General features: G+C 65.4%; 23 protein-coding genes. 9 read left to right on the forward strand and 14 right to left on the reverse strand.

The genetic code is table 11. The features are described from left to right. Window positions 1-2 precede the first annotated feature (2 nt). Entirely contained in the window at window positions 3-1142 is a 1140-nt protein-coding gene (gene arnB, locus M2395_RS05690) for a UDP-4-amino-4-deoxy-L-arabinose aminotransferase (RefSeq protein WP_011061331.1), read from the reverse strand. Between the two features lie 462 nt (window positions 1143-1604). Here arnB and xerC point away from each other — a divergent pair, with 462 nt between their 5' ends. Continuing rightward, window positions 1605-2546 carry a tyrosine recombinase XerC gene (xerC, locus tag M2395_RS05695; protein WP_011061330.1) on the forward strand — a complete coding sequence of 314 codons (942 nt, stop codon included), beginning with the start codon at window positions 1605-1607 and terminating at the stop codon, window positions 2544-2546. Between the two features lie 12 nt (window positions 2547-2558). Here xerC and M2395_RS05700 read toward each other — a convergent pair whose 3' ends face one another. Next, window positions 2559-2771, reverse strand: coding sequence for a DUF4880 domain-containing protein (locus M2395_RS05700; protein WP_011061329.1), 213 nt, complete (start codon window positions 2769-2771; stop codon window positions 2559-2561). On the opposite strand from M2395_RS05700, the gene M2395_RS05705 reads away from it, so the two are divergent. The 3 genes from M2395_RS05705 to M2395_RS05715 all read left to right on the forward strand — a co-directional run bounded on the left by M2395_RS05705 (window position 2770) and on the right by M2395_RS05715 (window position 4074). Further along, window positions 2770-3012 (forward strand): hypothetical protein, encoded by a 243-nt coding sequence (locus tag M2395_RS05705; protein ID WP_185057783.1) that lies wholly within the window; start codon window positions 2770-2772, stop codon window positions 3010-3012. The two genes, M2395_RS05700 and M2395_RS05705, sit on opposite strands and share 2 nt — an antisense overlap. A gap of 142 nt (window positions 3013-3154) precedes the next feature. Continuing rightward, the gene (locus M2395_RS05710; RefSeq protein ID WP_015635634.1) at window positions 3155-3610 is read left to right on the forward strand and encodes a glucosaminidase domain-containing protein; all 456 of its coding nucleotides are present in this window, start codon (window positions 3155-3157) and stop codon (window positions 3608-3610) included. Next, complete coding sequence (locus tag M2395_RS05715) at window positions 3604-4074, forward strand: hypothetical protein (protein ID WP_011061324.1); 471 nt, start codon at window positions 3604-3606, stop codon at window positions 4072-4074. Before M2395_RS05710 ends, M2395_RS05715 begins: the two co-directional genes overlap by 7 nt. Before the next feature lie 44 nt (window positions 4075-4118). On the opposite strand, the gene M2395_RS05720 is transcribed toward M2395_RS05715, so the two are convergent. From M2395_RS05720 to M2395_RS05735, 4 genes are all read right to left on the reverse strand, one after another. Further along, the gene (locus M2395_RS05720) at window positions 4119-5609 is read right to left on the reverse strand and encodes an aldehyde dehydrogenase (protein WP_123430763.1); all 1491 of its coding nucleotides are present in this window, start codon (window positions 5607-5609) and stop codon (window positions 4119-4121) included. A 137-nt stretch (window positions 5610-5746) separates the two neighbouring features. After that, the gene (locus M2395_RS05725) at window positions 5747-6181 is read right to left on the reverse strand and encodes a hypothetical protein (RefSeq protein WP_041752756.1); all 435 of its coding nucleotides are present in this window, start codon (window positions 6179-6181) and stop codon (window positions 5747-5749) included. Window positions 6182-6358: 177 nt separating this feature from the next. Beyond that, window positions 6359-7831 (reverse strand): carboxylesterase, encoded by a 1473-nt coding sequence (locus tag M2395_RS05730; RefSeq protein ID WP_233447072.1) that lies wholly within the window; start codon window positions 7829-7831, stop codon window positions 6359-6361. Then, window positions 7831-8607, reverse strand: a complete 777-nt coding sequence (locus tag M2395_RS05735; protein ID WP_041118219.1) for a metalloregulator ArsR/SmtB family transcription factor — start codon at window positions 8605-8607, stop codon at window positions 7831-7833. Before M2395_RS05735 ends, M2395_RS05730 begins: the two co-directional genes overlap by 1 nt. Before the next feature lie 108 nt (window positions 8608-8715). Between M2395_RS05735 and M2395_RS05740 the strand changes: the two genes are divergently transcribed. Together M2395_RS05740 and M2395_RS05745 are read left to right on the forward strand one after the other, a co-directional pair. Further along, entirely contained in the window at window positions 8716-10131 is a 1416-nt protein-coding gene (locus M2395_RS05740) for an MFS transporter (protein WP_011061319.1), read from the forward strand. Between the two features lie 48 nt (window positions 10132-10179). Beyond that, complete coding sequence (locus M2395_RS05745; protein WP_123430765.1) at window positions 10180-11496, forward strand: DUF6687 family protein; 1317 nt, start codon at window positions 10180-10182, stop codon at window positions 11494-11496. 33 nt (window positions 11497-11529) lie between these two features. On the opposite strand, the gene M2395_RS05750 is transcribed toward M2395_RS05745, so the two are convergent. Both M2395_RS05750 and M2395_RS05755 read right to left on the reverse strand, forming a co-directional pair. Continuing rightward, window positions 11530-14802, reverse strand: coding sequence for a carboxyl transferase domain-containing protein (locus M2395_RS05750; protein WP_123430766.1), 3273 nt, complete (start codon window positions 14800-14802; stop codon window positions 11530-11532). 31 nt (window positions 14803-14833) lie between these two features. Beyond that, the gene (locus tag M2395_RS05755) at window positions 14834-16525 is read right to left on the reverse strand and encodes an AMP-binding protein (RefSeq protein ID WP_123430767.1); all 1692 of its coding nucleotides are present in this window, start codon (window positions 16523-16525) and stop codon (window positions 14834-14836) included. 162 nt (window positions 16526-16687) lie between these two features. On the opposite strand from M2395_RS05755, the gene M2395_RS05760 reads away from it, so the two are divergent. Together M2395_RS05760 and M2395_RS05765 are read left to right on the forward strand one after the other, a co-directional pair. Further along, window positions 16688-17605 (forward strand): LysR family transcriptional regulator, encoded by a 918-nt coding sequence (locus tag M2395_RS05760; RefSeq protein WP_011061315.1) that lies wholly within the window; start codon window positions 16688-16690, stop codon window positions 17603-17605. Between the two features lie 71 nt (window positions 17606-17676). Continuing rightward, entirely contained in the window at window positions 17677-18300 is a 624-nt protein-coding gene (locus M2395_RS05765) for a trans-aconitate 2-methyltransferase (protein ID WP_123430768.1), read from the forward strand. 41 nt (window positions 18301-18341) lie between these two features. On the opposite strand, the gene M2395_RS05770 is transcribed toward M2395_RS05765, so the two are convergent. From M2395_RS05770 to M2395_RS05790, 5 genes are all read right to left on the reverse strand, one after another. Beyond that, the gene (locus M2395_RS05770) at window positions 18342-18821 is read right to left on the reverse strand and encodes a copper chaperone PCu(A)C (protein WP_011061313.1); all 480 of its coding nucleotides are present in this window, start codon (window positions 18819-18821) and stop codon (window positions 18342-18344) included. Then, the gene (locus M2395_RS05775; RefSeq protein ID WP_011061312.1) at window positions 18821-19426 is read right to left on the reverse strand and encodes an SCO family protein; all 606 of its coding nucleotides are present in this window, start codon (window positions 19424-19426) and stop codon (window positions 18821-18823) included. The genes M2395_RS05770 and M2395_RS05775 overlap by 1 nt, the downstream gene beginning before the upstream one ends. A 135-nt stretch (window positions 19427-19561) precedes the next feature. After that, complete coding sequence (locus M2395_RS05780) at window positions 19562-19978, reverse strand: NUDIX domain-containing protein (RefSeq protein WP_015635620.1); 417 nt, start codon at window positions 19976-19978, stop codon at window positions 19562-19564. A 139-nt stretch (window positions 19979-20117) separates the two neighbouring features. After that, on the reverse strand, window positions 20118-20798 hold the full coding sequence (locus tag M2395_RS05785) for a LysE family translocator (RefSeq protein ID WP_233447083.1): 681 nt from the start codon (window positions 20796-20798) through the stop codon (window positions 20118-20120). A gap of 84 nt (window positions 20799-20882) precedes the next feature. Beyond that, window positions 20883-21689, reverse strand: a complete 807-nt coding sequence (locus M2395_RS05790; protein WP_011061309.1) for an AraC family transcriptional regulator — start codon at window positions 21687-21689, stop codon at window positions 20883-20885. A gap of 329 nt (window positions 21690-22018) precedes the next feature. Between M2395_RS05790 and praB the strand changes: the two genes are divergently transcribed. Continuing rightward, window positions 22019-22516 (forward strand): alkane oxidation protein activator PraB, encoded by a 498-nt coding sequence (praB, locus tag M2395_RS05795; RefSeq protein ID WP_077934133.1) that lies wholly within the window; start codon window positions 22019-22021, stop codon window positions 22514-22516. 80 nt (window positions 22517-22596) lie between these two features. Here the strand turns inward: praB and M2395_RS05800 are convergent, their stop codons facing one another. Beyond that, window positions 22597-23697, reverse strand: coding sequence for a linear amide C-N hydrolase (locus tag M2395_RS05800; RefSeq protein ID WP_185057785.1), 1101 nt, complete (start codon window positions 23695-23697; stop codon window positions 22597-22599). Window positions 23698-23870 lie beyond the last annotated feature (173 nt).

The raw sequence follows: 23870 nt of genomic DNA on the forward strand, positions 1-23870 counted from the left end.
CTTCAGTCCAAAAGGTTTGCAATGGCACCGGTCACCCGCTCGACATCGTCGAGGGTCATGTCCGGAAACAGTGGAATCGAGCATAGCCGCGCCGAATTCCATTCGGTATGGGGCAGCTGCACTTCAGGGAAGCGCTGTCGGTAATAGGTATGCAGGTGCGTCGCAATGAAGTGGATACCGGTGCCGATATTCTGTTCCTGCAGGCCTTTCATGAAGGCTTCGCGGTCCAGGCCGCAGCGTTCGGCGTCGATGCGCAGGATGAACAGGTGCCAGGCATGCTGCTGCGGGTACTGGGGCAGGAGCAGGGGCTGTACCGGCAAGCCTTCCAGACGCTGCAGGTAGGCCTTGGCCAGTACTTCACGCTTGGCGTTGATCTCGTCCAGGCGTTGCAGTTGCACCAGGGCAATGGCCGCGTTCATGTCCGCCAGGTTGTACTTGAAGCCGGGCTCGATGACCTGGGCCTGTGGCTTGCGGCCATGGGTCAGGCGGTCGTAGGCGTCCACTCCCAGGCCGTGGAACTTGAGCATGCGCACGCGGTTGGCCAGGGCTTCGTCATCACTGACGAACATCGCGCCTTCGGCGCACGTCATGTTCTTGATCGCGTGGAAGGAAAAGATCGCCGTGCCCCGGGCGCCGATGGCGCGGCCGCGGTAGGTGGTACCGGCGGCGTGGGCGGCGTCTTCGATCACCGCGATGCCGTGCTTGTCGGCCAGGGCATAGAGCGGGTCGAGGTCGAAGGCTGCGCCGGCGTAGTGCACCGGGATGATCGCCTTGGTCCGCGGGGTGATGGCGGCTTCGATGGTGGCGGCGTCGCTCATCAGGGTGTCGGGGTCGACATCGACGAACACCGGGGTGGCGCCCAGCAGGCAGATCATGTTGGCGGTGGAGACCCAGGTCTGCGACGGGGTGATCACTTCATCCCCGGGGCCGATGCCCAGGGCCAGCAGGGTGATGTGCATGGCGCCGGTGGCGGAGGACAGTGCCACGGCGTGGCGGGCGCCGACGCGTTCGGCGAACTGCTGTTCCAGTTCCTGGTTTTTCGGGCCGGTGGTGATCCAGCCGGAGCGCAGAACCTGCTCCACTGCAGCAATCTCTTCTTCGCCAATACTCGGGCGCGAGAAAGGAAGGAAAGCCTGGTTCATGGTTACCTCGGGTTTACACAATGCGAATTACTGGAATACGGGTTGCTGCGGGTGAACGGACAGTTCATGGAAAGCGGGGAGGTCTTGCAGTCATCAAGGCGCATCCAGTTATTGAGCCAACAGGGCATTCCATGCAGCGAATCAGTAAAGACTGGGTTTGTGAAAAGTAAAGGTGGATCAAGGTGTTATCTTTACAACCTGAGAACAAACTGCACTCGGATGGTTGTCTGTCGGGGGCTGAGATTAAGCCGAAAATTGTGAAACGAATATGAAAAATAAGGTAAAAGTCCGTTTTTCTGCGAGCCAGACAGCTAGTGTTCAGTTTGTTTCCAAAGTTATCGAAGTGCGCAGGCCTGGCGGCTTTTGTAACCAGTTTTCAATGGGTATTGAAGGGGCCTGCGGGAGTGTTTTTTTCACCTCGCCAAGGTGCTACCCGGTACAACCTTGCCCAGCGGAGCATCCATGAACCCGCCGGGCCATGACCGCGCCGCCGGCCTTGACGCGCCCAACCCCTTGAGCCTGTACCTGAAGCGCCTGGCCCCCTCCAGCCAGTCGACCCTGCGTTATGTGCTGCAGGACGCCGCCGACCGCCTGGGCTACGCCGAACAGAACCTGGAAGAAATCCCCTGGCACCTGCTGCAACCCGAGCATGTCACGGCCCTGGTGGCCACCTTGCGCGAAGACGGCTATGCGCCCAATACCTCATCGCTGTACGTCAATGCCCTGCGCGGGGTGATGAACGAGGCGTGGCGGGCCAGCCTGATCAGCCAGGACCACCTGCTGAAGATGCGTTCGGTCAAGGCCATCAGCGGCACGCGCCTGGCCCGCGGACGCAACCTCAAGCGCGGCCTGATCCATGAACTGATGGCCGTGTGCGCTTCCGACCCGCGCCCCCAGGGCGTACGCGATGCAGCGCTGATTGCGCTGCTCTATGGCTCGGGCATGCGCAAGTCCGAGTCGGTCAACCTGGACCTGGCCCAGGTGGATTTCAGCGAGCGCAGCCTGCAGGTGCTGGCCAAGGGCAATCGTCAGTTGATCAAGTACGCACCCACCTGGGCTTTCGACAAGCTGCAGGCCTGGCTGGAGCTGCGCCGCCGGCATCTGCCCGCGGGCCTGGTAGACGACCCGTTCCTGTTCAACCGCATCCGCCGGGGCGGGCACATCACTCGCGAGCGCATCACCAAGCACGCCATCTACTACATTGCCCGGCAACGCGGGGCCCAGGTGGGCGTGCGGATCATGCCCCATGATTTCCGGCGCTCGTTCATCACCCGGGTGATCGAGGAACACGACCTGTCGCTGGCGCAGAAACTGGCTCACCACAGCAACATCCAGACCACGGCCAGCTATGACCTGCGCGATGACAACGAACGGCGCCGGGCCATCGACCGCTTCGATCTGTAGGCCGTGGCAGGGTCAGAGCGAGGGCAGGGTGGGCGACAACTGCCCGGTGAGGTCCCAGGCTTCCAGCATCTTCGCGTACTCGAAGGCATGGCTCGGGTCGCTCTGCAGCCAGTCCTCGAATGCCCGGCGCTCGGCCAGGCTGCAATCGGCCTCGCGCAGGCGCATGCACCAGTGCGCGGCCTGCATCATCAGGTATTCCTCTGCTTGGCTGGCAGAATCAGTCATGGTTCATTCCTTGTTCAAGGTGGAGCCGGTAGCCACGCTGTACAGCGGCATGGCTGAAGTATCGGAGCGATTGCCGCGCGTGACCATGATCAAGGGCAGCATCCTTCTTTGGATGCATCAAGCCGGAAGAATCGAGCCGTCGGACAACTCGAACAATAGGAATCATTTGCAAATGAAAACTGCGCGCAATGTAGAGCGGCAAACAAGAAAAAATCGTCAAATTTATGGTGAATTCCCGTGATGCCCAGAGGTTCTCGCGGTAGCCGGTCACGCGTCTGCCTTGAGGCTGTGACGCACTCGACAGCGTGGGCCCCGGGTTGCTTTATAATCACGCGGCGAAAACCGCAGTAAATGGAATTGACCGGTCAACCGAGGGAACAAACGTGAGCGCCAGACTCTGCAACAACATCAGTGCCGTGACCTTTGTCAGCAAGTACAAGGCGGTGTGCCAGCCGATTGCCGACCAGCTGGACCTGCCGGTGGAAAACCTGCTGGGCCTGGCCGCCCAGGAAAGCCAGTACGGCACCGGGCGCATTGCCCGGGAACTGAACAACTACTTTTCCATGCACGCACCGGCCCCCCTGCAGATCGGCGCCGAGGCGCCCCTGGGCAACGCCAGCATCAAGGTGGCCAAGTTCGACTCCTTCCAGAAGTCCGCCCAGTCCTTTGCTTCGAGCTTTGGCACGGCAGTACGTGGCCAGCGTGACCCCATGGCATTCGCCCAGGCGCTGGTACGCAGCGGCTACAACACCGGCAACGCCAAGACCGGCGGCCGGGATGGCTTCGCCCGCTACCTGGCGGACATCATCATCGCGGTCAGAGGGCGCATGGCGTGCTGAAACTCAAGAGTCCTTCCTGGGTGCTTGGCCTGTCCCTGGCCTGCACCACACTGGTGGCCTGCGCCACCGATAGCCTGCAGCCGGCGCGGATCAAGGACAGCGGCCTGACCCGCGAACAGGCGGAGCAGGTCCTGCGGGTGGCCCTCAAGCACCAGGACTATCAGTTGCAGCGCCCCGGGGTGTTCATCGACGGCGACCTGCAGGACGAAAACGGCAAGCCGCCCCATCCCGGGTACTACGACTTCAGCCTCGGCTACAACGATCCCAAGGCCGGGGCCACCGAGTACTGGGGCCTGTTCTCGGTCAGCCTGAACACGGGCGATACCTGGGAAATCAACAGCTGCAAGCGCCTTGATGGCGCCGAGCTGCGAGCCTTGCAGCGGCGGGTCATGGCCCGCACCGGCAAGAGCCTGGCGGATGAAAAAAGCCAGCGCGAGGGCCTGGGCTGCGAAGACCAACAATAAGCCTAGGAGCACCGTCGCCGCGTGCTCTTCCAACCTCTGGCTCATCACTCGGGCAGCCCTGCGGCAAAGGCTTGCACCGGCGCCTGCTGCGTGGCCGGGGCCGCTGCAGCACCGAGCAATAGGCGCTTGGGCCGCCGGAAAGCATCCAGGGCCCTGGGAGACAAGTCGCCGGCCAATTGCGACAGGGTCCAGTGGTGCTCGCTGTCGGGGTGGTTCGGCACGGGCGGCGGGTTGATCCGCACCCGGGAGCTCAGTAAGCGTTGGGCCAGCTGCACCGCGTGCGCCGGATCTTTACTGAACAGGGTCACCTCAAAGCTTGCCGGGCAATCGTTGGCCAGTTGCGCGGCTGCGCCAAGGTCACTCACCCGTCGGATGACCGCCACCGGGCCCAGGCACTCTTCCTGGGTGATGACCATGTCGTCGTCGATCTCGGTGAGGATCACCGGCGGTTGCAGGCTGCCGGGCAGCGGGTTTTCGAGTGCCTGTTCTCCGGCCAGCAGTGCGGCGCCCTTGGCCAGGGCGTCACGCACCAGCCGCCGGACTTTGTGCCGTGCGGCCTGGCTGATCAGCGGCCGCACAGCGCTGCTGGAGTCGTGGCCCGGGTGGCGGGTGTGCTCGATGAAGTGCCGGACGAACTGGTCATGAACCTGCGCCTCGACGAAAAAATGCTGGATCGACAGGCAACTCTGGCCACCGCGGCTGAAGGCGGCGCGAGCTCCGTAGGCGGCGGCGAGCGCGACGTCGGCGTCCTGGGCAACGATCATCGCGCCGCGGCCGGTGCTCTCGATCGCACAGGGCTTGAGCAGTTCGGCGCAGGTCACCGCCACCGCGCTGGCAGCGCCGACACTGCCGGTGAAGGCTACGGCATGGGTGCCGCTGGACTGCAGCAGCCATTGCCCGGTGGCGGCGTCCCCGGGAATGCACGAGACCAGCCCCGCCGGCAGGCCAGCGAAGTGCTGCATGAAGGCCAGGGTGGACAGGCTGGCGTTCTGCGCCGGCTTGACCAGGCAACTGTTACCGGCCGCCAGGGCCGCGGCCAACGTGCGCCCCAGCAGGGCAATGCCCAGGGTGAACGGCAGGATATGCACGCTGACGCCATAGGGCTCGTACCGTAGCCGGCACTGCGCTGCACCGCTCGGGCTCGGGGCCGGGACATCGCTGTCGGCCAGTGCCCCGTAATAGCGGAACACGGCTGCGCAGTGATCCAGCTCGGCCCGGGCTTCGGCCACGCAAAGCGCCAGTTCCCGAGTCATCTGCCGGATGATCTGCCGGTTCAGTTCGCTGTCGGCGGCCATGCTGTCCGCCAGTTGCAGCAACAGCGCCTGACGCTGATCCGTATCCAGCAGGCGCCACAGGGTGTGGGCAACGTTGGCCGCCGCCACCGCGGTGTGCACATCGTCCTTGGTACAACTGGGGTTGAGCCCGATGGGCTCGCGGGTGTCCGGGTTGAACACCTGGTGCGGGGCATCGCCGGAAGCCGGCAGGTACAGCGGGTTGATATAGAACTGCGGGTTCCAGGGTTGAAAACCGTGCATTGGAAGATCCCTTTCCAAGTGTGCCGGGACTGGCAACGATGGCAACGCCGGGCCACCGCGGCGCGGTGGTCATTCAGCGGGGAGTCTAGGAAGGGGAGTGCAGAGGCGTCTTGTACGATTGTGCGAGGGCCGGGTGCTCAGAGGCGGTAGCCGACGTTGACCATCACCGCCGCGGCCCCCAGCACCACCAGCTCTGCGCCCACCGGGCCGTAATGGGTGCCGATGGCCGGGATCAGCACCGGCGCCACGCCAAAGTGGTTCAGCGGGATCTTGTCCTTGTAGTCGCCCTTGTAGCCCTGGATCAGGCCGCCACTGAGCTTGGCGTAAACCGGCCAGTCGGCATTTTCCCAGGCCTTGCCGACATAGGCGTAGTAGGAACGCTGGGAGAAGGAGTTGCGAAAGGTGCTCACGCCCCACAGTTCACCGTCGGCGTAGTTGCGCTCCAGGCCGATCAGGTCCTGGTGGTTGTTGTGGTCGGGGTCGTTGCTCCAGTGGTTGGTGTACACGCTGGTCTGTACGTACCAGAAGTCCTGTTGCTGGTCGGCCTGGGCACTGGCGGCCGCGCCCAGCATCAGCAGGGCCACAGCGGCGGCTTTCAGGGTGCGGTGCTTGGGCGTTGGCAGGCCCAGGGCCGGAAATTGAAGCATGTAGATCATGGGCTTTCCCTGCCATGGCGGCAGTTGCGCCCCCTCGGAAATCAAGGAGGGTAGGGGGCGGCGAAACTACCACTCGGGCATTCACGGGATCAATCAATGAACTGTTGCTTTATCTATCTGCGCCTCGATGCGCTGGATCAGGTAGGGGTAGAACGGGTTCGCGCTCAGGCGCATCAGCTCATCCATGGGCACCACCAGCACACCCCGTTCGCCACGGGCGGCAATGGTGCCCAGGTGCACGCCAAAATCCTCATCGGGGCTGGGCTGGGTGCCGTACAGGCCGTCATCGACGGGGAAGGGCAATGCCACATGGGACAGGGAAAACACCCCCGGCGGGTAGGCCAGGCCAAGGGGCCGCCGGCTGCTGTCCGGGCTCAGGGCGGGGGTGCTCACTTCTTCCAGTGTCGCGCTGCCCGTGCCTTCGTTGCTGAGGATGCGGGTGGTGTAGTTGCGTGGCGCGGGCGGTAGCAGGCTGGCCAGGGAGGTGACGCTGGCCGGGTCCAGCAGCCCTTCGAAATCGCGCTCGCGGTTGAGGTCGAAGATCACCAGTTCACTGCCGTTGGCCGGCAGTTGCCGGTACAGCCCACTGACCAGGGCCGGGGTGCTGACGGTGGCGTCGGTCAACGACTGGAAGCTGAGGATAGGTGGCAATCGGGCCAGCCGTGGATCGCCCACCAGGGCCAGCAGCTGCTTTTGCAGGGTGTCGGTCAGCAGCCAGGACTGGCGCGCGGCATTGGCTGGAAACGAGTTGTACTTGAACGGGTTGTATTCGGGCCGCAGGTTGAGCCACGCCGCCTTGCTGAAGGCCGGGAACACCGCAGGCAAGGCGGCCAGCCCGGCAAAACGGGCGGACGAGGCGACGCCGATCATCGGGGAAATCAGTACCAGGCGCTGGGCCTGGGGCAACTGCGGGGCGCTCAAGGCATCCAGGGTGTACTTGACCGCCAGTGCGGCGCCGTTGGAGTAGCCCACCAGGTGCAGCGGAGCCGGCGCCGGCACTTCGGCCCGGGCGGTACGCAGGGCCAGGCGGGTGGCGGCCAGCCAGTCCTGCCACTGGGCATCGGTCAGCCCCGCCGGCACCGTGCCATGGCCGGGCAGGCGCAAGCCGATGGCCAGGTAACCGTGCTCGACGTAGCGCTGGGCGACATGCCGCAGGCTGTAGGGCGAATCGGTCAGGCCGTGCAGCAGCACCACCACGCCCCGGGGCGTACCCGCCGGGCGCAACAGGTAGGAACGGTTCCAGTTCGTGGCAAAGCGTGGCGGGTAGGCCCGGCTGTCCTGGCGGTAGCGGTTGAAGCGCGGTACCTGCCCGGGGTCCAGGCGCTCGCTGACCTGCTGCCGGACCTCGGTGAATACCCGGTCCTCGGCCTGCAGCCAGACGCCCCAGTCGGCGTGGTCCAACTGCTCCACGCTCAGTTCATGGGGCACCTTCAGGTGCCAGGGCTGCAGCGCCGGGCCGCGCTCGCTGTCGTAAGCCCGCCAGGCCAGCAGGGTCAGGGTGGCGACGCCGAGGATCAGCGCGCCCTGTTTGAGCAGGCGGGACAGGACTGGCAGGGGCACGGGCATCAACTCACTGGGGTGGCACGGATGCGATAGACGCAGCGTCGATCGCCGGTAATCAGGTGTTCCACGCGCTGCACCTGGCCCAACTCGCCGATGGCGGCCTGGAACACTTGCAACTCGGAACGGCAGAAGCCCTGGCACTGCTGGGCCGCGACGCAGATCGGGCAATGGCTCTCGATCAGCAGCCAGGCATCGCCGTCGGCTTCGACACTGGCCATGTAGCCGGCCACTTCACGGATCTGCGCCAGGGCCCGGACCCGCTGCTCCAGGGTCGGCAACGGCGCGCAGACGCTGAGGTACTCGGCGCTGTTGGCCCGCTCCATATCGCTGACGATGCGCTCCACGCCGTCGGCGCCATACACCGCGCGGATCGAATCGATCAACTGCAGGGTCAGGTTGGCGTGGGTATCGGGAAAGCGCGCCTGGGCCAGCTCGGTGAGCACCCATTTCTGTGAGGGCCGCCCGGCGCCCTGGGCCGGCATCAGTTGGCCAACGATCAGTTCGCTGTCCACCAGCTTCTGCAATTGCTGGCGCGCGGCTTCCTGGGACACCTTGAGCAGCGGCGCCAGGTCGGCGGTTTTCAACGGGCCGCGGGTTTTCAGCAGAAACAGGATCCGCTCGGCGGTAGCCCCGGGGCTTTTCTTCTCGGTGGAGGGGGAAATCAAAGACATCTGGGCCATTAACCAATGCACAGGTGGGGTATCAGGAGCGTCCATGACGCCGGCAACCACGCAAGCATAACAGGCTCGGGCGCAGGGGCTCGCAGCTTGTCGATCCATTGCCTGCTGCTGGGGGGAATTGCCGGAACGGCTGGAAAAAACAATTATCAAAGTATTTGCTTGTGTATTACATTCACCCAACAGCGAACAACACACATGGAGAACGGCATGGCATCGACAAGCGGATGGTCGGCACTGTTACTGGGCAAGAACGGGCTGCGTTCTGCGGCCCTGGCCGGTGGCGTGGCCCTGCATGCAATCAACGTCTACCTGGTAACCACCCTGTTGCCTTCGGTGGTCAAGGACATTGGCGGCCTGGACTACTACGCCTGGAACACCACCTTGTTCGTGGTGGCCTCGATCATCGGCTCGGTGCTCTCCACCCGGGCCCTGGCGCTCCTGGGCCCCAAAGCCGCGTACGGCCTGGCGGGCCTGGTGTTCATGCTCGGTTGCAGCCTGTGCGCCCTGGCGGCGGACATGGGCGGGCTGATCCTCGGGCGCAGCGTCCAGGGGCTGGGGGGCGGCCTGCTGTTCGCCTTGCCCTACGCCATGATCCGCCTGGTGTTCGACGAGCCGCTGTGGCCCCGGGCGATGGCGTTGATTTCCGCCATGTGGGGCGCAGCGACCCTGATCGGCCCGGCGGTCGGCGGAATTTTCGCCGAACACGGGGCCTGGCGCGCGGCGTTCTGGGTGCTGCTGCCCTGCACCTTGCTGTTCATGCTGCTGGCCGTTGCACTGTTGCCGGGCAAGAGTCGGGAAAGCGCGCCCCGTAGCCCGATTCCCGCCCTGCAACTGCTGTTGCTGACCGCCGTGGTACTGGCCATTTCCATCGGCAGCATCACCCCATCGCCGCTGTACAACGCCCTGGGGCTGGGAGCCGGGCTGGTTCTGCTGGTGCCGGTATTCGCTCTGGAGAACCGCGACGGCGCGCGCTTGTTGCCGCGCAATAGCCTGAAGGCCGGGAGTGCCTTGCTGGCGCTGTACATTTCCATGGCCCTGCTGGTGGTGGGCATGACCAGTGAGGTCTTCGTACCGCTGTTCCTGCAGGTGCTGCATCAGCAGACGCCGTTGCTGGCAGGCTATATCGCCGCACTGATGGCCGCCGGCTGGACCCTGGGGGCGATCTTCAGCTCAGGCCTTGGCCCGCGGGGCGCGGCCCGGGCGATTGCCATCGGACCGTTCCTGGTGGTGGCCGGGCTGCTCCTGGCCTGCCTGTTCATGCCTGCCACCGCCACCCCGGCCCTGAGCCTGGGGGCGGTGTGCCTGGCCATGCTGCTGGTGGGCGTCGGTATCGGCCTGGCCTGGCCGCACCTGCTGTCCCGGGTTCTGGAACAGGCCCCGCAGGATCAGAAGGAACTGGCCGGCGCCTCGATTACCACGGTGCAACTGGTGGCCACTGCCCTGGGGGCGGCGCTGGCGGGAATGATCGTCAACCTGGCAGGCCTGACCTCCACGGGCGGGACTGCTGGCGCGGCCCAGGCTGCGGCCTGGCTGTTCGGCCTGTACGCCGGGCTGTCGGCGCTGCTGTTTGTCTCGGTGCGCCAGGTACGGCGCAACGGTTCACCGCACCTGGCCCAAGCCTGAACCCTGTCGGGCGTGCGCCTGGCGTCATTGACCTGTAAGGAAACCACGATGAACAGCCTTGCCACTGATGCGCCGCAACCGGCCTTGATCCTCGATCCGGGGCTGGCCCCGCACTTGCACCACCTGCAGCTCAGGCAGTTGGGAGGAAGGGTGATCGGCATTGCCGGCAACCGCTTCACTGACTTGCTCAGCGTTGTCGGCGGGCCCGGCTGCGCGGTGCGCAACGGCAACCCCTGGGACCTGCGCCGGGAGAATATCTGCCAGCTCGGCTATCGCCTGGGCGGGCAGGGCGAATTGACCCGTGCAACCGCGCCTGCGCCGGCGGCGCCCCCAGGGCCGGTGGCAACGCCGGCCCCGCCCCTGGAGCTGGATTTGCCAGCCCTGCGCCTGGGCCGGCAAAGCCGCTATGGCTTCCTGCCCCTTGGCCAGAGCACACACCGCGAGAACATTTCCCTGGATTCCATCGATACCCCGGCGACCCTGCTGACCCTGTCCCATTGGCCGGCGAACAAGACGCCTGTCGAGCACAAGGCCAATCTCTCCACCACCAGTGCCCTGGGCTTTCTCCAGCAGGGGTTGACGGTGGACCGGGCGCAGGTGATCACCAGCGATCATTTCGACCTCGACGGGCTGGCCTCGGTGTATGCCTTCCTGGCGCCGGAGCATGCCCTGGGGCACCGCCAGTTGCTGATCGACATTGCCCGCCTCGGTGATTTCTCCCGGGGCACTTCGGCCCAGGCCCTGCACTGCGCCTTTGCCCTGCATGCCCTGGCGGCCCGGGTGCGCGTCGACCCACAGGCCAGCAACGACCGGCAATTGCTGACACGCTTCGCCGCGCTGCTGCCGCAGATGGCCGATGTACTCGACAACACCCGGCGCTATGCGCCCCTGTACGCTCCGGCCATGCTCGCGCTGCAACGCAGCGAGGCGCTGCTGGCCGATCCGGGCACGGTGATCGAGGAGTACCCGGCCATTGATCTGGCGGTGTTTGTCCTGCCCGAGCAGGGCTGGGACGGTTTGGGCGAGTATTGCGGCCTGTCGCCGGTGGCGGTGCACAACCGCAGCCGTTGCGGGGTGCTGGCCATGGTCCGTCAGGGGCGGGTGGAGATTCGCCAGCGCTACGAGAGCTGGGTCGAGCGCATCAGCGGCATTGCCCGGCCCCGGCGCGACCTGGCGATCTTCGCCCGGGCCCTGCAGGAAGCCGAACGCACCCCGGGGCAATGGCACTACGACGGCGTGCAGGAAATCATGCCGGCCCTGAGGTTTGTCGCCAGCCGGCCCAGCAGCCACGCCAGCAGCACCCTGCTGGCCGAACTGCGCCAGTTCCTCGAACAAGCCCCTGTCGCCTGGGATGCCAACGCCTGAGCAGCGGCCTGCTCCTACGATGGAGAGGCAGGGCTACCAGGTATCGACAAAACCCTGGGCGCGCTCGGCCCAGGGCACCGGGCGCGGTGCGGCCTGCAGGCCACGCAGCAGCCACGCTCGGCTTTCCAGGGGGTCGATCACCGCGTCTATCTCCAGGTAGCTGGCCATGTTCAGCGCCTTGCCCCGGGCGTAGGCCTTGGCCACCAGTTTGTCGAACAGCGCCTGTTGCGACTGCGGGTCGGGCTGGGCCGCCAGTTCCTTGGAGAAGCCCAGGCGCACCGCACCTTCCAGGCCCATGGCGCCGAATTCGGCGCTGGGCCAGGCGACGGTGAACAACGGGCTGTGAAAACTGCCCGCCGCCATGGCCTGCGCGCCCAGGCCATAGCCCTTGCGCAGCACCAGGGTGAAGAACGGCACCGTGAGGCTGGCGGCACTGACAAACATCCGTGACACATGGCGCACCGTGGCCTGCTGCTCCGATTCCGGCCCTACCATGAACCCCGGGGTGTCGCACAGGGACACCAGCGGCAGGCCGAAGGCTTCGCACAGGCGCATGAAACGTGCGGCCTTGTCCCCGGCCGCGGCGTCGATGGCGCCGCCCAGCACCGCCGGGTTGTTGGCCAGCAGGCCGAAGGCCCGGCCTTCGACGCGGATCAGCGCGGTAATCAGCCCCGGGGCGAATTGCCGGCGCAACTCCAGCACGCTGTCGCGGTCGGCCAGGGTCTCGATGACCCGGCGGATGTCGTAGACCCGCAGGCGGTTTTCCGGAATCAAATGCCGCAGCTCACGCTGGTCGGCGCAGCGCCAGTCCTTGAGCGGCCCCTGGAAATAGCTCAGGTACTGCTTGGCCACCTGCACGGCCTCGGCTTCGTCGGCCACCAGCACGTCGATCACTCCGTTGGGGCCTTGTACCGACACCGGTCCCACCTGTTCCGGGGTGAAGCTGCCCAGGCCGCCGCCTTCGATCATCGCCGGGCCTGCCATGCCGATGCTGGCGTTCCGGGTGGCGATGATCAGGTTGCAGCAGCCGAGCAGGGCGGCATTGCCGGCGAAGCAGCGCCCCGAGGCGATGCCCACCGTGGGCACCCAGCCGGACAGCCGGGCCATGGCGGCGAAGGTATGGCAATCCAGGCCGGCGACCCCGACAAAGTCGCTGTCGCCGGGCCGGCCACCGCCGCCTTCGGCAAACAGCACCACCGGCAGCCGCCACTCCTGGGCCAGGCTCAGCAGGCGGTCGGTCTTCTTGTGGTTCATCACCCCCTGGGTGCCGGCGAACACCGTGTAGTCGTAGGCCAGGGCCAGGCAACGGGCGTCCTGGCCGTCGAACAGCCCGGCATTCACCGTACCTATGCCTCCCACCAGCCCATCCGCCGGGCTCAGGGCCTGCAACTCCTCGACGCTGCGCCGACGCCTTTGGGCGGCCAGGGCCATGGCGCCGTACTCCATGAAACTGCCCGGGTCCAGCAGGTGCTCGAGGTTCTCCCGGGCGGTGCGCTGGCCGTTGCGGCGACGCTTGGCCAGCGCCTCCGGACGCTGGGCATCCTCCAGCAAGGCATGGCGTTCGCGGACTTCGGCCAGGTCGGCGCGAATCAGTGCCAGGTCCAGTTGCTCTTCGCTGTGCTGGCCCTGGTCGGCAAACTCCGCCGGCTCCAGAAACAGCAGGGGCTGGCCTTCGCCCAGTGCTTCGCCAACCTGGACGGCCAAGGCCCGGACGATACCGCTGCTCTGCGCCTTGACCTCGAACTCCATCTTCATCGCTTCCAGCACCGCAACCCGCTGGCCAATCCGCAACTCATCACCCACGGCCACTTCCAGGCTCACCAGCACCCCGGTGCTCGGGGCGTTCAGCGCCGCCGTGCCCGGGGGCGCCTGGACATCGCTGCGAGTGCTCTGCGCAGTGGCGGCCTGCCGGGCAAAGAACATCGGCCGGTGTTGCCCGGCGCAATCTTGCAGCAACTGGGCCCAATGGGCTTCGACGAACCTGGTGTCCACCTGATAGTCCAGCACCGCCGGCTGGCGCAACAGGTTCAACAACAGCCCCAGGTTGCTCGGCACGCCCTCCAGGCGAAACTCGCAAAGCCCACGATAGGCCCGGCCCAGGGCCGCGGGAAAATCCGTACCCTGGGCGATCAGCTTGGCCAGCAGCGAGTCATAGCCGGGGTTCACCGGGTAACCGGCATAGCCGTAGCCGTCGACCCGCAGCCCGGGCCCGCTGGGGGCTTCATAGGCACTGAGGGTGCCGGCCACCGGCCCCATGCCGCCATCGGCCAGGGGCTGTTCCAGGTTGATCCGCGCCTGCACGGCAAAGCCTTGGGGCTCTGGTGGCCGGCTCAGGCCCAGGCTGGCCAGGGAGGCGCCCGCGCCAAGGCGCAGTTGGGTGTGCAGCAGGTCGACGCCGGTGATGGCCTCGGTCACCGTGTGCTCCACCTGGATCCTTGGGTTGGCCTCCATGAAATAGAAGCGCCCCGGGTGTTCCTGGTCGAGAAGGAATTCGAAGGTACCAATGCCCTGGTAACGCACTCGCGCGGCCAGGGCCAGGGCGGCGTCGATCAACTGCTGGCGCAACGGCGGGGCAAGGTCCGGGCTGGGGGCGACTTCCACCAGCTTCTGGTGCCGGCGCTGCAGGCTGCAATCGCGCTCCCACAAGTGGCTGACCGCGCCGCTGCCGTCTCCCAGCACCTGGATCTCAATGTGCCGCGCCCGCTGCAGCAGTTGTTCGACATACAGCGCGCCATTGCCGAAGGCCGCCTGGGCTTCGGACTGGCAACGGATGAATGCCTGCTGCAGTTGCCCGGCCTCGGTGACCGCGCGCATGCCCCGGCCACCGCCACCGGCCAGGGCCTTGAGCATCACCGCGCCATGGCGTTCGAGAAAGGCTGCGGCCTGTTCCAGGCTGACTGCTCGGTTGATGCCCTCCAGCAAGGGCACCCCACAATCTTCGGCCAGGGCACGGGCCGCGGCCTTGTCGCCAAACAGTTGCAGCACCTCGGGGCCGGGGCCGATCAGGGTCAGCCCGGCTTCCAGGCAGCCCCGGGCAAAGTCGGGGTTTTCCGCGAGAAAGCCGTAGCCCGGGTGAATAGCCTGGCAGCCCTGTTGCAGGGCCAGGGCGATCAGTTGCTGGCGGTCGAGGTAGGCCGCCACCCCGCGGCCCTTGAGGGGCAGGGCCAGATCGGCCTTGCGCGTGTGCAGGCTGGCGGCGTCGTCCTCGGCGAATACCGCGACGCTGCGAACGCCCAGGTCGGCGCAGGCCCGGGCAATACGGATGGCGATCTCGCCGCGATTGGCGATCAACAGACTCTGGAACATGGCAATTCTCGCAATGCTGAAAAGGAAGGGCTCAGAGCTGTTGTTCCAGCTCGTTCTTCTTGACCTTGCCGGTGGCGGTCATGGGCAGGCTGGCCACCAGGCGGATCTGCGGCACCTTGTAGGCGGCCATCACCTCCTGGCACCAGGCTGCCAGGGCATGCGGGTCCTGGGGCGCATCGGGCTTGAGCACAACGAAGGCCACCGGCTGCTGGCCCCGACGTTCATCGGCGCGGCCGATCACTGCGCTGGCCAGCACCTGCGGGTGCTGGCCGAACAGCGCCTCCAGCTCGCTGGGAAACACGCTCATGCCATTGACCTTGAGCATTTCCTTGCGCCGGCCCAGGTAGCGGATAAACCCTTGTCCGGTGATCTGCCCCAGGTCACCGGTGTGCAGCCAGCCGTCGCGCAGGGCCGCCGCGGACGCCTCCGGGCGCTGCCAGTAACCCTGCAGCAGGGAAGGGCTGCGCACGCACAACTCGCCCTCGGAGCCCAGGGGCAGCAGGGCGCCGCTGTCGAAGTCGCAGACCTTGAACTCGGTGCCCGGCACCGGCAGGCCGACGAAGGTTGGCGCGCTTTTGAGGTCGAAGTCGTCGGTCTGCAGGCCGGCGGTAAAGGTGTCGCAGGTGTGGGTTTCGGTCATGCCGAAGCTGAACTCGAACAGGGTGCAGCCGGTTTGAGCGCGCCAGCGCTGGCGATAGTCGGGGGTGAGCTTCTTGACGAAGGAGATGCAGCCGGTGGCCTTCAGGGAGCTCAGGTCGTAGTCGGCGACGCTTGGGTGCTCCAGCACTTCGGCGGCGCTGTCCACCAGCAGCCCGCAATGGCTGACCCGGTAGTGCGCCACCGCCGCCATGAAACCCAGGGCGTCCCAGCGCGCCAGCAGCACCAGGCGGCAGCCGGCGTAGATGGGAAACAGCAGGCCGGCGTTTTCCCCGGCGATCCAGAACTCGGGAAGGAAATTGAGCAGCACGCTGTCCTGCCTCAGGCCCAAGGCCACCGGCACGAAGCTGGCGCAGGTGTAGAGCATGTCGCCGTGGCTATGAATGCAGCCCTTGGGCATGCCGGTGGTGCCACCGGTGTAGTTCAGTGCGGCCATATCGCCCAGGGCAGGACGGTGGGCCGGGGTGGCGGCGCGACAGGCCTCCAGGGCGGGGAAAAAGTCGGTCACCCCCGGTGCCAGGCGCTTGGGCGTCCGCAGCAGGTCCGGCAGGGGAATGCTCGGGGTGGCCGGGCACAACTCGCTGAGGCTGGTGGCCAGGATCGCGCTCAACTCGCAGGCGTCGCTGACCGCCTGCACCACATCCAGCAGTTGGTCGAAGCACAGGATCACCCGGGCGCCGCTGTCCTTGAGCTGATACTCCAGCTCCAGGGTGCGCGCCAGGGGGCTGACCGGCGCGTACACGGCGCCGCACTTGAGAATGCCCCAGAAGCCGATATGCAGTTGCGGGCAGTTGGGCAGGTACACCGCCACCCGGTCCCCGGGGCCGATTCCCTGCTCGCCGAGCAAGGCGGCGCACCGGTCGGACAGCCGGTCCAGCTCGGCAAAGCTCAACTGATAGCCATAGAAGTCCAGGGCCACGGCACTGGCTTGCGACTGCGCCCAGGCCCGCAGGTATTCGGTAAGGGGCTGCTGGCCCAGGGGGTACTGCGGGGTACGCGGCGCGCCTTCGGGCCAGGCGGCCTGCTGCAGGGCGTGAAGGTGCTGCTGATAGGCCGCAAGGTCCATGGTGCCTCCTGAATTGTTGTTATCGGCACGGCCATCTTAGGCAGCGCCCGGGGCACCACAGAACCGACGGTTATTCATCGAGATTCATGAATGCGCTACATGGTTCTGCCGGCGCCGGCCCGCTGCTAGCCTGCTGCGGGTCGAGACTGCGAGGGCACAACCATGAACTCACCGCATGAATGGTCAGGGCTGAGCCGCCTGGACCTGAACCTGTTCCGGGTCTTCGAGGTGGTGTACCAGGAGCGCAACCTGACCCGCGCAGCCTCGGTGCTGCACCTCAGCCAGTCGGCCATCAGCCACGCCCTGGCGCGCCTGCGCGCCCAGCTGGACGATCCGCTGTTCGTCCGCGAGGGCTATGGCGTGGCCCCTACGCCGCTGGCCAAGCAACTGGCCCCGGGGATCCAGGACGCCCTCAGCGGTCTGCGCCGCAGCCTCAACCCGGCCCAGGCCTTCGACCCGTTGCGGGACCGCCGGCGTTTCACCCTGAACATGCCGGAGCAACTGGAGCCGGTGATTCTGCCCTTGATCCTGGCGCACCTGAACCGTGTTGCCCCGCACCTGGAAGTGCGCAGCACCAGCGTGCACTGGGCCGACCTGAAGCTGGAGATGATTGCCGGGCGCATTGACCTGGCCATCGAACTGTCGCGGCTCACCGACCCGCAACTGCAACAGCAACTGCTGCTGCAGGACTCCTTCTGCGTGATGGCCGGCCCCGGCTTCAGCGGCGAACTGACGGTGGAACGCTACCTGGCGGCCGAGCATGTGGCGGTGACCTCCAGGCGCCGGGGCATCTGCGTCGAAGACCTGGCCCTGGGGCACCTGGGGGTGGTACGGCGCATCCGCCAGCACTGCCAGCACTTTCTCACCGCCGCGCAACTGGTGGCCCAGGGCGATGGCCTGCTGACCCTGACCCGCAACAATGCGCAGTTGATCAACGCCGGGCTGGGCAACCGGATTCTCGACATGCCCCTGACCCTGCCCGAGGTCTGCCTCAACCTGTACTGGAGCAAGCAAGTGCAGAACGAGTCGGCCAACCGCTGGCTGCGCGGGCAGTTGCTGGAGCTGGCAGGGCGCAGTTGAACGGCTTGATGCCCGGCCCAAGCGCCGTTGTGCTGTAATTTGCGGCCACACACGCACAAGGAAACCTGTGGATGCACGAGTCCGCCCGGCATATCGTCGATCTGTACCAGCGTCATGCTCGGGCCTGGGACCAGCGTCGCAGGGCCAGCCCCGAGGCCTTCGAGGGAGAGCAGGCATGGCTGGAGCGCTTTCGCCGGGTCATGGGGCAGGGCGGCCAGGTGCTGGACCTGGGTTGCGGAGGTGGCGAGCCGATTGCGCGCAACCTGATCGAACACCAATGTGCAGTCACCGGCGTCGACAGCTCTGCCACCTTGCTGGACCAGTGCCGCCAGCGCTTTGCCGGGCAGCAATGGATCCACGCTGACATGCGCAGCCTCGCCCTGGACCAGGATTTTGCCGGCATCCTCGCCTGGAACAGCCTGTTTCACCTGAGCCCGGACGATCAGCGCGCCATGTTCGCCGTTTTCGAACGCCACGCCGGCCCGGGCTGTGCCCTGATGTTCACCAGCGGCCCCGAGGCAGGGGAGGCCATCGGCGAATTCGAGGGCCAAGACCTGTACCACGCCAGCCTCTCCCCGGGGGAATACTGCACCTTGCTCGACACCCATGGTTTCGAGGTGGTGCAGCACATCAGCGAAGACCCGGACTGCTGCGGGTTCACCGTTTGGCTGGCGCGGGCGATTGACTGGGGATGAAAAAAAACCGGCCCAAGGGCCGGTTTTTCTTCACGGTGCTGTCAGTGCTTCATCATGCTGTGGTCCGGCGCATTCAGCGCTCGGGCTTGGGCTTCGACCTTGATGGTTTCCTTCTCGCCCTTGGCGTTTTCCACGGTCAGGGTCAGGGGCACCTTGTCGCCGGCCTTGATCTGGCCGGTGAGCTCCATGAGCATCACGTGGTAGCCGTGGGTGTCCAGGCTGACTTTCTGCCCGGCCGGCAGGGCCACGGCGTCCACTTGCTGCATGCTCATCACGTCGTTGTGCATGCTCGACTGGTGGATCTGCACGTTCTTGGCCACTGGCGATTGCACCTCAACCAGCTTGCTGTCGCTGCTGGCGGTGAGGTCCATGAAGGCGCCGCTGGCGTGCTGGCCGGCTACGGTGGCGCGGACCCAGGCGTTGTCCACTTGGGTCGCGGCGCTGGCGGTGCCGCCCAGGCCCAGCAGGGAAACCAGCAGCAGGGCAGCTTTGAGACGGGATGGGCGCTGTAGGGAATGCATTAACAAACCTCCATGACGGTGAGCAGGTCTTCCGCGCACTCTTGGGCGGTAAGGGACTGGGAAAGCCCCAGGCGCAAGGTGCCCCGGGAGTCGAAGACGAAACTGGTGGCGGTGTGGGACAGGGTGTAGGTCGAGCCGCTGGGGATCTTTTCGTAGAACACGCCGAATTCCTTGGCGGTGGCAGCGGTCTGCTCCAGGGTGCCGTACAGCGCCTCGAAGCTGGGGTCGAAGGACTTGACGTAGGCGTCCAGCACTTCGGGGGTGTCGCGCTCCGGGTCCAGGGTGATGAACACCACTTGCAGGCGGTCGCCATCACGGCCCATCAGCTTCTTGGCCTGGGCCGCGCGGGCCAGGGTGGTGGGGCATACGGCCGGGCACTGGGTGAAGCCGAAGAAAATCATCGGCATCAGGCCGCGGTAGCTGGACAGCGACTTGGTTTCGCCCTGGGAATCGGTGAGTTTGAAGGTGCGGCCAAGAATCTGATTACTCAGGTCCTTGCCGTATTTGAAGGACAGTCGGGGACTGTTGTCGCAACCGGCGAGCAGGCCCAGGCCGAGCACTCCGGCGCTGGTGAGCAGGGTGCGGCGAGTCAGCAGAACACTCATGAAATAACGCCCTTTGAACAGCCAGACAGGCAAAAACCCGCGCATGGTAACAAACAGACGAAAGCGGCGGCGGGCTAATTAGACCAATGCCTGCGGCCATCGGTCGCAGGCCGGGAAGGGCCGGGGCGTGGCTGCTCAGCTTTCCAGGGCGGCCATCTGCACCAGGGCGCGCACGGCGCTGCGGGTGGCCTGGGTCAGGGGTTGGGGCAGGCGGTCGAGCTCGAACCAGGCCACATCGCTGTGCTTGTGCGGCTCGCAATTGCGCGCCGGCATGGCCGGGGCCGAGGCCAGGTACACCGGTGATACCCAGTGCTCCTGGCGCAGCGGGTCGATCTGGTCGACCACGCACAACAGGCTCACGCCTTGAAGGGTCAGCCCCAGTTCTTCGTGGATTTCCCGGCGCATGGCCTGTTCCACCGGTTCCAGCCAGTCGACCTTGCCTCCGGGGAGGCCCCAGCAACCGGCTTCCGGGTCGCGAAGGCGCTTGACCAGCAGCAGCTGGCCGTCCCGGACAATCGCGACACCGCACCCCAGGCGTGGCTGTTGTTGCATGGCAGGTCCTCCTTGCACTGTTTCGGCGGGGCAGATACCGGGCAATGCCCGGCAGGCCCGTTCACCGTTGCGACAATATCGGCAGCGGCGCTTTCGGCAGATTATTGCTTTGTTGTTTATTTGTAATGACAGTTGGAAGTCACTGCCCGGGGCGTGGATCAGTGACGCCACACAGTGACGCCACACAGTGGCGCCACACAGTGGCGCCGATCACTAGCAGCGCCAGCAGGATCAGCACCACCCCGGTGCCCCGTTCCAGCCAGGGCAGGGCCCGGGCAAAGCGCTCGCGCACCCGGCGGTTGCCAATGGCCAGGGCCACCAGCACGTCCCACAACAGCACGGCGCTGAACATCCACAAGCCATAGACCAGCTTCCAGCCGGCACTGGTCTGGGCCCCCACCAGGGACGCCAGGCTGACATAGAACAGGGCGTTCTTGGGGTTGAGGATGCCAGAGAGAAAGCCCATGCCCAGGCCACGCCACCAGGTGGCCCGGCCCAGCGGCCGGGCTTCGTCGTTGCCGTCCACCGCGGCCAGTGAACTGGCGCCGGCATGGCGGATAAACAGCCAGCCCATATAAAGCAGGTAGCCGCACCCGGCCAACTGGATCGCCAGGAACAGCGGGCTGCCTGCCCGAAACACCGAGACCCCGGCAAACGCCAGGACGATAAAGGCACCATTGGCCAGGGCGATGCCCAGGCAGGCGCCGGTGGCCGATCGCCACCCCGCGGCCATGGACATGCGTGCTACCAGGAAGAAATCCGGGCCGGGGGAGAGCAGGGCGAGAAAGTGCGCGGCGGCGACCAGCAGGAACTGTTGAATCATGGGTAGAGCCTTCCAGTGACGTGAAAGCCTGGAAGTCTGCGGCGCCGAGAGAGCCGGGGTATTGAAGAAAATTGCGCGGCCTCAGGCCTTGTACAGGCCCGGGGTTACGCCGACATGAGCCTTGAACACTCGCTGAAAATGCGCCTGATCAGCAAAGCCCAGGCGCTGGGCCAGGGCTGCCGACGCTTCCCCGGCCTGCAGCGAAGCGCGGGCCTGGATGATCCGCTGGTTCAACTGGTAGGCATGGGGCGTCATCCCGGTGGCCGCGCGAAAGGCGCGGATCAACTGGTAGCGGCTGATTCCCGCCAGTTCCGCCAAGTGCTCCAGAGGCCCGGCCTGCTGCGGATCACACTGGAGGAAATCCACGACCCGGCGCACACCTGCGCTGGCCCGGGCCGGATCGGCCGCCAGGGCAATCACCGGTTGCTCCCGGGTGGCCAAGCCACCGATGAACTCGATCAGCGCGGCCTCCTTGTGCTGCCAGCTGGCGCTGGAAAACAACAACTGGTTGAGCCGGCAAAAAGCCTGGTAGAGGCCACTGTCGTGGCTCAGCACGACCTGGGAAAGCGCCGCCCCATGCTGCTGCGCTTCTTCGCGCACAGCGTCCACCCAGCGCGGGTCCAGGTGCAGCATCTGGTAACTCCAGGCGCTGTCGGGCAGGGGATTGCAGGCATGGGCGCAATCGGCCGGGACAAATACCACGCTGCCAGCCTGGATCCGGGTCGGGCCCTGGGCGCCGCCGCTGAACACACTGACACCCCGGTCCACGGCACCGATGGACACCGTCGGATGGCTGTGGGCCTTGTAGTTGGCGCGGCTGTCACAGGCCCGGCGGCTTTCGACGTAGGGCAGGTTCGGGTCGCGCCAGAATTGGGCGGTGGAGGACATGGTGCGGTTCCGCGAAGGGCTGTAGAGACCGCGGCGACGCGGTGGGCGGGTTAGCCTAACAGGCCCCCCGGCAGGCTTGCCACAGGGTTGAAGGCCGATGGGGAGCCTTGACCGATCGGAGATTGCCAGCTATTTGATTCAAAAAAATATTTCAATGCTGTTTTTGAATTTCGCCCAGGGCGGAGGACTTTCCTTGGCGCCTTGGCCGCTCCCGTGAAATGCAACCGACCTGAAGCTTGGCTGGAAAGGGACGTCCTGCCGTTTTCATGACCTCTCGATCATGGCCATTACCCCGGCGAAACACTTCGCCCTATGCGTGAGGAACAACAATGAAAAGCTTGAATAGCCTGATGATCGCAAGTGCGCTTGTCATAGGGTTGTGCTCCACGACCCTGGTGGCCGCTGCACCACACTTTTCACCCCAGGGCCCGTTCTACGGCAACAATGGCACCCTCTCGATAAAACTGCCGTCGTCGTTTCAGGCACAGGTCACCTGTGGCATCAGCCTGAGCGGTTCGATCAACACTCAGGATGAAGCCAAGATCCACAGTGTGTTCATCAGCGGTGGCGGAATCTGCAAGTCCCTGGAGGCAAAGAATCTGCCCTGGATCTTGAAACCGGAAAACGTATTTTCCTTGAAGCTGGAGGGCGTCAGCTTTGTCGTCTCCAATTTCGTACCTGCCAGCAATTGCGGGGCCAATGACATATTCGTGACCTGGAACGGTCCCCTTCAAAAGTTGAGTGCCTTCAACCAGGCCCTCACTGGCAATTGCACACTGGCCACGCTGGATATCACCCTGCAGCCGCCACTGACCCTGGTCCCGTAGCCCCCTCGCGATACCCCGAGCTCCCAGGCCTTGTGGCCTCGGGCGCTCGGGGCACATTGCCTCGGCAGCGTAGAACCCGCTCAGGCACCTTGAAACTTGAAGGCGGGGGTGACCTTGAAGTCGCCGGAGACTTCGCCGGAATAGATGGTGGACTGGTCCTTGCCCAAGTCGAGCTTCTTCACCTGGCCCGTAGTGCTTGCGAAGTCGATCTTCTTCAGGTCGACCCAAAAGGTATTGGGGGTCAGTGCCGACTCGAAAAAGTACAGCTTGCGTTGATGGTCCACTACAGTGCGCCAGCGAGTGGAGGAGATATTCGGTTCACCCGGGGTGGAGATGCCGTAAGGCACAGAGACGTTTCTGATTACGCTGAACACGCTGGCCAGGGAGACCTGCGGGCTCTCGTCCTTGGGAATAGCGTTGACATAGAAGGAGGCTCGGGCGAAGCGATCCGCGGCGCGGTTGGTGCCCGGCAACATGACGGTGCCGCCAATGGATTTCCAGTAGGCATTGAGGGCCAGCTGTTCATCAAAGGTCGGGGAATTGGTCATGACCTGGAATTCCCGGCCATGGTGAATCACCGGCTTGCCCTTGATGTACTCGGTGATCGCGCTGTCCCCCGTGGCGTCGGAAATCGACAGGTGCAGGGTCGCCAGGCGCGTGTCCCCGGGGACATTGGCCGTCACCAGGGTAAAGGGCTCTTTCTTCAGCGCGTCCACGGCCTCCGCCACGGTGGCGTAGTTGTCCAGCACATACTGGGCCCAGGCGGCGATGCTGAGGCCCGGCTTGCCATTGTCGGGCACCGGGTACTGGGACTCCACCAGCCACAGCAGGTTGGTCACCAGGCCTGCCTGGTTGACGCCGTCGGTAGTCGCGATGTCATAGCCCGAGGCAATCACGCTGCCGTAGCGCGAGGTCCACTTGATCGAGTTGGCTCCCACCTCACCATTGCGCTGCATGCCCTGCGGGAAGATCCACAGATGGGTCGCCACATCGGTTTTCCAGTCCATGGAACGGGCGGTGATCACGCTCTGGTTGCTCCCCAGGTAGGTCAGCCGGGTGCAGGCCTGGGCGAGGGGCAGGGACAGGGACAGGGACAGGGACAGGATGATACTGCTGAGGGCCAGGACTAAGGCCCTAGGCACGGCTTTCCTGGGCAGTGGCAATACCGTCATTACCTTCATGGTGCTGATTCCTGTTTTATTCGGCCGAGAAGGCGCGGGTCTCTGAATTCATACCAGTCTTTTTCCTTGTCAAGAAAGCCCGGAGTGACCTGAAAATCGCCATAACCTCACTTTTAGCACTGCCTATACTGGATTGCGCAGCCGTTTCACCGCAGGACACACATAAACAGGAG

It is taken from the genome of Pseudomonas sp. BIGb0176 (assembly GCF_024810175.1).
In the GTDB taxonomy this organism is placed as follows: domain Bacteria; phylum Pseudomonadota; class Gammaproteobacteria; order Pseudomonadales; family Pseudomonadaceae; genus Aquipseudomonas; species Aquipseudomonas protegens.